Below are 7,969 nucleotides of genomic sequence, written 5' to 3'. Positions count from 1 at the left end.
TGGCGGGGGTCTCGATGCGCTCGACCGGCGTGAGTAGGCGACACGCTGGGTGCAGCTAGGCGTCCTGGGCGTCGAACACCGACTGGACCACCTTCATCGCCGACAGGGCGGCGGGCGCGCCGCAATAGCCGCTGATGTGGATGACGGCCTCGGAGATCTCTTCGCGGGTGAGTCCGTTGGTGAGGGCGCCGCGGACGTGGCCGGCGAGCTCTTCGTGGGCACGGATCGCGGACAGGATGCCGATGTTGAGCAGGCTGCGGTCGCGGCGCGCCAGGCCCGGGCGGTTCCACACGGCGTCCCACACGTGCTCGGTCACGAAACGCTGAAGGTCGGCGGACTCGGTCCCGTCGGTTCGGGCGAGCGCTCGGTCGACGAACTCGTCGCTCATCACTTCGCGGCGGACGGTGAGTCCGTTCTGGAAGGCGTCGTCGGACTTGCTGCTCATCTCGGGCCTCGATCTTTCTTTCCAGGGTTCTGTTCAGTCGGTGCAGACACCAGTGTCCCGCACCGTCGATCGAATCGAGGGTGCGGGACAGGTGTCGGTGACTGGCGGCGCTCAGGCGAGCGCGGTGCCGGTCTTCGACTGGATGTACTCGCGGGTGACGCCGGGGGCGGTCTCGACCAGCGTCGCGACGCCGTCCTTCAGGTCGATGACGCCGAGGTCGGTGATAATGCGGTCCACCACGCCCGCGCCGGTCAGCGGCAGGGTGCACTCGTCGAGGATCTTCGCAACGCCGTCGCGGGCGTTGTGCTCCATCAGCACGATCACTCGGCCCGCGCCGTGGACCAGGTCCATGGCGCCGCCCATGCCCTTGACCATCTTGCCGGGGACCATCCAGTTGGCGAGATCACCGTGGCGCGACACCTGCATGCCGCCCAGGACGGCGACGTCGATGTGACCGCCGCGGATCATGCCGAACGAGAGCGACGAATCGAAGAATGCGGCGCCCGGCTCCACAGTGACCGTCTCTTTGCCCGCGTTGATCAGGTTCGCGTCGAGCTGGTCTTCGGTGGGGTACGGGCCGGTGCCCAGGATGCCGTTCTCCGAGTGCAGCACCACACCCAGCGAGGAGTCCAGATAGCCGGGGATCAGCGTCGGCATGCCGATGCCGAGGTTCACGTACTGGCCGGCGCTCAGTTCCTTCGAGGCGCGCTCGGCCATCTGATCGCGGTTCCAGCCGATGGGGGTCGTCGTATCGGTCATGTCAGGCTCCTGCCTGCGCACGCACGGTGCGCTTCTCGATCTGGGTGTCCTGCGGACCGGTCTCGACGATGCGCTTCACGAACACGCCGGGGAGGTGGATCTGCTCGGGATCGAGCTCACCGGGTTCCACGAGCTTCTCGACCTGGGCGATGGCCACCCGACCGGCCATGGCGGCTAGCGGGTTGAAGTTCATGGCGGTCTTGTCGAAGACCAGGTTCCCGAGGCGGTCGCCGACGGTGGCGTGCACCAGTGCGAAGTCGGCGACGATGCCCTCCTCCATCACGTAGCGACGGCCGTTGAACTCGCGGACCTCCTTCGGCGGCGACGAGACCTTGACGTTGCCGTCGGCGTCGTAGCGCCAGGGGAGGCCGCCGTCGCTGATCGGGGTGCCGACGCCTGCGGGCGTGTAGAAGGCGGGGATGCCTGCGCCGCCTGCGCGGAGACGCTCGGCGAGTGTGCCCTGCGGGGTCAGTTCCACCTCGAGTTCGCCGGTCAGGTACTGACGTGCGAACTCCTTGTTCTCGCCGACATACGACGCGACCACGCGACGGACGCGACCCAACTCCAGCAGGACGCCTAGGCCACGGCCGTCCACGCCGCAGTTGTTCGAGAACAACTGCAGGTCGGTCGCGCCCTGCGCGGCCAACGCGGCAATCAGCTGATCGGGGATCCCGCAGAGGCCGAAGCCGCCGACGGCGATCGACGCACCGTCGCCGATTCCCGCCACGGCGGCCGCCGGATCTGCCACTACTTTGCCTGCCACTGGCGTGTCCGTCATCGCGTGGCTCCTCTCGTCTCGTCGACCAGTCGTTCCGATCGTTGAGTGAACGTCATCATTTATTACCTTTGACATGCAACGCAGCAGGCGAATCTCCCTCGAAATTGGTCGCTCGGTAAGAGATCGGATGGGGTACCGTCCATTAGATGGACGCCTCTCGGGCGGGGAATTCCGTCGTCTCTCGCGCCGCAGCGATGCTGCGAGCGCTCAGCGACAGCGCAGGCGGCGGCGCGACGACCACCGACCTCGCCCGGGCCGTCGCCCTACCGCGCGCCACCGCCCATCGCCTCCTGGCCTCGCTGTCCGACGAGGGGCTCGTCGACCGGACCCCGGAGGGGCTGTGGGTGTTGGGACCGGAGCTGTACATCCTCGGCTCGATCGCCGCCCAGCGCTACGACATCGCCTCGATGGCCGACGACATCCTGCACGAACTGGCTCGCTCGACGGGCGAGAGCACCTTCCTCTCCGCGCGCCGCGGCGACGAGACCGTCGTGCTGGCCTCCTCGGAGGGCACCTTCCCGCTGCGGTCTCACGTGCTGTACCCGGGCAAGCGACTGCCGCTCGGCATCGCCTCGGCCGGACTGGTCCTGCTCGCCCACCTGCCCGACGCCGAGATCTCCCGGTATCTGGAGCGTGCGGATCTGGAAGGGGAGTGGGGGCACGACCACTCCACGGCAGGCATCCAGCGCCGTATCGCGGAGACCCGGCTGTTCGGCTACTCGGTGAACCCGGCGCTCCTGGTGGAGGGGAGTTGGGGGATCGGGGCGGCGGTGTTCGACCGCAGCGGTCGTCCGGAGTGGGCGCTGAGCCTCAACGGAGTGCAGACCCGCTTCTCTGCGACTCGGCGGCCGCAACTCGGCGAGGTGCTGCTCCGCGCGGCGCACGACCTCACGCGGAGGGTCCGCTGACGAACCACGTCGCGGGTTGTCGGTGATCCGTTCGACGGACGGCGTTCTGCACAGCGATCAGGTCGTGTATTAGCGTGGTGGTCGTTCGTCGGCCATCCCTCGCGGTGGTCCGTGCCTAATGAGGAGTGTTTGATGACATACCCGCAGTCCGGGCCCGGCTACGGCCAGGGTGATTCCGGCCAGCCGCAGTACCAGCAGCAGTATGGCCAGCAGCAGTACGGCCAGCAGGCCGGATATGGTCAGCAGCAGTACGGTCAGCAGCAGTACGGGGCTCAGGCAGGTTACGGCCAGCAGGGTCAGCAGTACGGCGGCTACCAGGCGCCCAAGCCGCCGAGCCAGGGACTGCCGGCCAACACTCCGATGATCCTCGCAGCGGTGGTCGGTGCACTGGGCCTCATCACACTGTTCTGCGGCTTCGTTCCGGGCGGCACGAAGTCGGAGAGCGTTGGGGCGTACACCGTTGAAGGCATCAGCATCGAGCTGTTCCTCAGTGCATTCGCGACGCCGTGGATCCTGCTCGCGGCCGCAGGTGCCGTCGCCGGGACCACCTTCCTGCTCGGCATCGAGAAGTGGGCTGTCGGTGTCGCTTCGTCGCTGAGCATCATCAGCGCGGTCGCCACCATCTTCATCTTCGCCGTGGCTGACGGCGTCAAGATCGGTGCGATCATCCTGCTGATCACCTCGATCCTGGCCGCGGCCGCCTCGGTGCTGTGGCTGCTGGTCGAGGGCGGCCAGGTCCAGACCGCTCCGGCCGTGGCGACCGCTGGCGCTCAGGCCGCACCCGCCGCCGCCGATTCGTCGGCCTACGGTTACGGCCAGCCCGCCGCGCAGCAGCCGGCGGCGCAGACCTACGGTCAGCTCGCGCAGCCCTACGGTCAGCAGGCGCAGGCGACGTACCAGGCCGACCCGTCGTACGGTCAGCCCGCAGCGAGCCACCAGGCTCAGCCCGACTCCTCGCCGTCCAACCCGGCCCCGGGCGCACCCGAGGCGGGTCCCACCACGGCGTTCCAGAAGCCGGACATGAACAAGTAGGTCGCCGCGGGTCGAGTGCCGACCCGCACCCGATTCGAACTCCAGCAGTGCCCCCGTCGATCGGGGGCACTGCTGTTTCGTCTGTGCCGTCGTCGCATCCTGAGTCGATCCTGTGGGTTCGAGCGCATTCGGATCGGGCGCGGCGCGTCGGGACGTGGCTGTTCACCCGACGTGACAACCTCGTAGGTGATGTCCGCGCCTGCTACCGAATCTCTGGCGACCCGTCTCCGACAGGTCCGCCTGGCTCGGCGTGCCGACCAGGCACCGAAGCTGCCCGCTACCTGGGATGTGATCAAGGTCGGCCTCACGGTCGCGACCGTCGCCTGGCTGGCCGCTGCGACGATCGTCCTGATCGTGAAGGTGGCCGCAGGCGCCTCGTTCTCCGGGATCGGCGTGGCGACGGCCGCCGGCTGGCTGGCGATGAACCAGACCGCCCTCACCATCGGCGGCGTCACGATCGGCGCCCTGCCGCTGGTCCCCACGCTGCTGGTGGCGTACGGCACCTTCCACGTGGTGCGACGGGCGACACGCGACGCCGACTCGTTCAACGAATTGCTGCAGGTGGCGGGCACCGCGATCGTCGGACCGCTGCTGGCCACCGCACTCGCGCTGGCCGTGATCGCCGACGGGGCGTCGTCGGTGAGTCCCGTCGGCAATCCCAACCCGCTCACGGCCTTCGGCATGACACTGCTGGTCCACGGTGTCGCGGCCGCGACAGGCCTGGTGCCGCGCGTCCTGCCTGCCTTCCTCGACGAGTTCGCCGTCCCGGCCTCCGATCGCGTCGGGGCGAGGGGCGGTGCCGCGGCGTTCTTTGTGCTTGTGTCCGGTGGCGCCATCGCGGTGTTCGTCGGATGCGTGGCGCAATTCGAACTCATCGGCGAAGTGATCGCTGCCGGAAACACCTTCGACGGCTACTTCGGGCTCACCGGACTCTCGCTGCTGTACCTGCCGAACTTCGTGGTCGGCGGCGCAGCCGTGTCGGTGGGCGCGAGTGCGAACCTCGGCGGAACGGTGATCGACGCGCTGAGCACGCATGCCGGGGCCTTGCCGCCGGTGCCGATCGCCGCGGTGGTACCTGCTTCCGACCTCGGTGCGTGGGGCGCACTCTTCTTCGCGGTGCCGGCGGCGGCGGGCGTCCTGCTCGGCTGGTACACGCGCAGCGCCGACATCGTCGCTCATCTGCGCGCGATCGGGGTCGGCGCGGCGGTGGCATCGCTGCTGATGGTGGTCGCCGCCGGACTGTCGGGCGGCACCCTCGGCGAGATGGGCCACGCCGGGGTCGGGATCCCGGTGGTCGGCGTCTTCACGTTCACCTCGCTCGGTGTGGCCGCTGTGGTTACGGCGGGTCTCGCACGGCTGAAGAACTACCTCGCCGGACGTGGGTCGGCGACCGTCGACGATGACAACGCCGCCGACGACGACCTCGTCGAACCCGACTTCGATGAATCCGATCTGGAAGAAGTCGACCTGGACGAGTTGGCGGCCGACGACGCGAACGCGGACGTACCCGTCGCCGACGATGTCGATCCGACAGTCGCCGAGACGCAGGTCACCGACTGACCCGTCGCGTCGTCACCGCTTCCGACCTGCGCGTGACCGCTCGCTGCGGCACCACTACGATGTACCCGTGACATCAGCTGCCCACGACGCCCGCGTGCCCGTTGTCGTCATGGCATCCGGAACCGGATCGCTGATGGCCGCCATCCTCGAACTCGCAGCGACCGACAGCGCGTCTTTCCGCGTCGTCGGGGTCGTCGTCGACCGCGACTGCGCGGCCGCCGACCGCGCGATCGACGACGGGATCTCGGTGATCCTCTGTCAGCTCCGCGACTACGACGACCGCGACGCCTGGGACCGCGGACTCACCGCGGCAGTCGACCAGCTGGCCCCCGAGTGGGTCGTCACCGCCGGGTTCATGAAGATCCTCGGCCCCTCGTTCCTGGCGCGCTTCGGCGGCCGGATCCTCAACTCGCATCCCGCGCTGCTGCCTGCCTTCCCGGGCGCGCACGGGGTGGCCGACGCGCTGGCTTACGGCGTCAAAGTCACCGGGACCACGGTGCACCTGGTCGACGACGGCGTCGACACCGGACCGATCCTCGCGCAGCGCATCGTGGAAGTGCTGCCCGACGATACGCAAGAAACCCTCCACGAACGGATCAAAGAAGTCGAACGCATGCTGCTTCCGGAAACGGTGCATGCGGTCGTGACCCGTGGCGTTGTCACAGATGGACGAAAGGCACACATCAAGTGAATGCACCCGCAGCAGATTCCGGTACGCGCGCCGTCAAGCGCGCGCTGGTCAGCGTCTACGACAAGAGCGGTCTGACCGAACTCGCGACGGCCCTGCACGCCGCGGGCGTCGAGATCGTCTCCACCGGCTCCACCGCCAAGACCATCGCCGGCGCGGGCGTGCCGGTGGTCGAGGTCAGCGAGCTCACCGGCTTCCCGGAGTGCCTCGAGGGCCGCGTCAAGACGCTCCATCCGCGCGTGCACGCGGGCATCCTCGCCGACACCCGCAAGGACGATCACCTCGCGCAGCTCGATGAGCTCGGTGTCGCGCCGTTCGAGCTGGTCATCGTGAACCTGTACCCGTTCACCGAGACCGTCGCCTCGGGCGCCACCCCGGACGAGTGCGTCGAGCAGATCGACATCGGCGGCCCGTCGATGGTCCGCGCAGCGGCCAAGAACCATCCCTCGGTGGGCGTCGTCGTCGACCCCGCCGACTACGCGGACGTCGCGAACGCGGTCGCCGCGGGCGGCTTCACCCTGGCGCAGCGCAAGCAGCTCGCAGCCAAGGCCTTCCGTCATACCGCCGACTACGACGTCGCGGTCGCGTCGTGGATGAGCTCGGTGGTCGCGCCCGACGCGGAGTCGGACTTCCCCGTGTGGACCGGCGCCACCTGGAAGCGCTCCGCGGAGCTCCGCTACGGCGAGAACCCGCACCAGGCGGCCGCGCTGTACATCAACACCGACGCCGCTCCGGGGCTGGCCGAGGCGGAGCAGTTGCACGGCAAGGAGATGTCGTTCAACAACTACACCGACGGCGACGCCGCCTGGCGCGCCGCCTACGACCACGCTGAGCCCGCCGTGGCCATCATCAAGCACGCCAACCCGTGCGGCATTGCCGTGGGCACCGACATCGCTGAGGCCCACCGCCTGGCGCACGCCTGCGATCCGGTCAGTGCGTACGGCGGCGTCATCGCCACCAACCGCGAGGTGTCGGTCGAGATGGCCGAGCAGGTCGCCGAGATCTTCACCGAGGTCATCATCGCGCCGGGCTACGCCGACGGCGCCGTCGACGTCCTCTCGCGGAAGAAGAACATCCGCATCCTGATCGCCCAGGCGCCGACCGCCACCGGCCTCGAGATGCGTCCGGTCTCCGGCGGCGTCCTGGTCCAGGAGCGCGACGTGATCGACGCCGAGGGCGACGACGCGGCCAACTGGACGCTGGCCACCGGCGAGCCCGCCGACGAGGCGACCCTGCGCGACCTGGTCTTCGCGTGGCGCGCGTGCCGCGCGGTCAAGTCGAACGCCATCCTGCTCGCGTCGGGCGGCGCGTCGGTCGGCGTCGGCATGGGTCAGGTGAACCGCGTCGACTCCGCGCACCTCGCCGTGACGCGTGCCGGTGATCGTGCCGCGGGCGCGGTCGGTGCGTCCGACGCCTTCTTCCCGTTCCCGGACGGCCTGCAGGTGCTGATCGACGGCGGCGTCCGCGCCGTGGTCCAGCCCGGCGGATCGGTCCGTGACAACGAGGTCATCGAGGCCGCCAAGGCTGCAGGCGTCACCATGTACCTGACTGGCGCACGGCACTTCGCACACTGATCGCTCTGGAACTGCTCGGCCTCGTCGCGGCGGGTTTCGTCGCCGCGGTGGTCGGCTATGTGACCGGTCTGGCGTCGCTCGTCAGCTATCCGGCGCTGCTGGCCTTCGGCCTGAATCCGCTCGCGGCCAATGTCACCAACACGGTGGCGTTGGTCGCGAGTGGTATCGGGAGCTTTGCGAAGTCGGGCCGCGAACTCACCAGCGGCGACGGTGGTCGTTCGCTGG

The 7,969-nt window shown here is 69.0% G+C and carries 8 protein-coding genes and 1 pseudogene; 6 read left to right on the top strand and 3 right to left on the bottom strand.

Annotated elements, in window-relative coordinates; all coding sequences use genetic code 11:
• Positions 1 to 55 precede the first annotated feature (55 nt).
• The 3 genes from GX543_RS14435 to GX543_RS14425 all read right to left on the bottom strand — a co-directional run bounded on the left by GX543_RS14435 (position 56) and on the right by GX543_RS14425 (position 1,982).
• Positions 56 to 445: a carboxymuconolactone decarboxylase family protein gene (locus GX543_RS14435; protein ID WP_290852852.1), complete on the bottom strand. Its 390-nt coding sequence runs from the start codon at positions 443 to 445 to the stop codon at positions 56 to 58.
• A gap of 111 nt (positions 446 to 556) precedes the next feature.
• Positions 557 to 1,204 (bottom strand): 3-oxoacid CoA-transferase subunit B, encoded by a 648-nt coding sequence (locus GX543_RS14430; RefSeq protein WP_290852850.1) that lies wholly within the window; start codon positions 1,202 to 1,204, stop codon positions 557 to 559.
• Position 1,205: 1 nt separating this feature from the next.
• Positions 1,206 to 1,982 (bottom strand): CoA transferase subunit A, encoded by a 777-nt coding sequence (locus GX543_RS14425; protein ID WP_290852848.1) that lies wholly within the window; start codon positions 1,980 to 1,982, stop codon positions 1,206 to 1,208.
• A gap of 146 nt (positions 1,983 to 2,128) precedes the next feature.
• Here GX543_RS14425 and GX543_RS14420 point away from each other — a divergent pair, with 146 nt between their 5' ends.
• The 6 genes and pseudogenes from GX543_RS14420 to GX543_RS14395 form a co-directional block, all read left to right on the top strand.
• Positions 2,129 to 2,890 carry an IclR family transcriptional regulator gene (locus tag GX543_RS14420; RefSeq protein ID WP_290852845.1) on the top strand — a complete coding sequence of 254 codons (762 nt, stop codon included), beginning with the start codon at positions 2,129 to 2,131 and terminating at the stop codon, positions 2,888 to 2,890.
• A 132-nt stretch (positions 2,891 to 3,022) separates the two neighbouring features.
• Complete coding sequence (locus GX543_RS14415; RefSeq protein WP_290852843.1) at positions 3,023 to 3,922, top strand: DUF5336 domain-containing protein; 900 nt, start codon at positions 3,023 to 3,025, stop codon at positions 3,920 to 3,922.
• Positions 3,923 to 4,111: 189 nt separating this feature from the next.
• Positions 4,112 to 5,482, top strand: coding sequence for a DUF6350 family protein (locus tag GX543_RS14410; RefSeq protein WP_290852841.1), 1,371 nt, complete (start codon positions 4,112 to 4,114; stop codon positions 5,480 to 5,482).
• A 109-nt stretch (positions 5,483 to 5,591) separates the two neighbouring features.
• Positions 5,592 to 6,173 carry a phosphoribosylglycinamide formyltransferase gene (purN, locus tag GX543_RS14405; RefSeq protein ID WP_290852854.1) on the top strand — a complete coding sequence of 194 codons (582 nt, stop codon included), beginning with the start codon at positions 5,592 to 5,594 and terminating at the stop codon, positions 6,171 to 6,173.
• Entirely contained in the window at positions 6,170 to 7,744 is a 1,575-nt protein-coding gene (gene purH / locus GX543_RS14400) for a bifunctional phosphoribosylaminoimidazolecarboxamide formyltransferase/IMP cyclohydrolase (protein ID WP_290852839.1), read from the top strand. The genes purN and purH overlap by 4 nt, the downstream gene beginning before the upstream one ends.
• Positions 7,741 to 7,969, top strand: a pseudogene (locus GX543_RS14395) (sulfite exporter TauE/SafE family protein); the annotation flags it as partial. The gene purH and the pseudogene GX543_RS14395, both read left to right, overlap by 4 nt.

The sequence above is a fragment of the Gordonia sp. (in: high G+C Gram-positive bacteria) genome (genome assembly GCF_012515855.1).
In the GTDB taxonomy this organism is placed as follows: Bacteria; Actinomycetota; Actinomycetes; order Mycobacteriales; family Mycobacteriaceae; genus Gordonia.
Note: the sequence above shows the minus strand (reverse complement) of the source record. Positions and strands in the feature narration are given on the sequence as shown.

Excerpts from the sequence above, each read along its gene's own strand:
- GX543_RS14435 (WP_290852852.1), bottom strand. The coding sequence starts at position 445 with ATGAGCAGCAAGTCCGACGACGCCTTCCAGAACGGACTCACCGTCCGC.
- GX543_RS14430 (WP_290852850.1), bottom strand. The coding sequence starts at position 1,204 with ATGACCGATACGACGACCCCCATCGGCTGGAACCGCGATCAGATGGCC.
- GX543_RS14425 (WP_290852848.1), bottom strand. The coding sequence starts at position 1,982 with ATGACGGACACGCCAGTGGCAGGCAAAGTAGTGGCAGATCCGGCGGCC.
- GX543_RS14420 (WP_290852845.1), top strand. The coding sequence starts at position 2,129 with ATGGACGCCTCTCGGGCGGGGAATTCCGTCGTCTCTCGCGCCGCAGCG.
- GX543_RS14415 (WP_290852843.1), top strand. The coding sequence starts at position 3,023 with ATGACATACCCGCAGTCCGGGCCCGGCTACGGCCAGGGTGATTCCGGC.
- GX543_RS14410 (WP_290852841.1), top strand. The coding sequence starts at position 4,112 with ATGTCCGCGCCTGCTACCGAATCTCTGGCGACCCGTCTCCGACAGGTC.
- purN (WP_290852854.1), top strand. The coding sequence starts at position 5,592 with ATGGCATCCGGAACCGGATCGCTGATGGCCGCCATCCTCGAACTCGCA.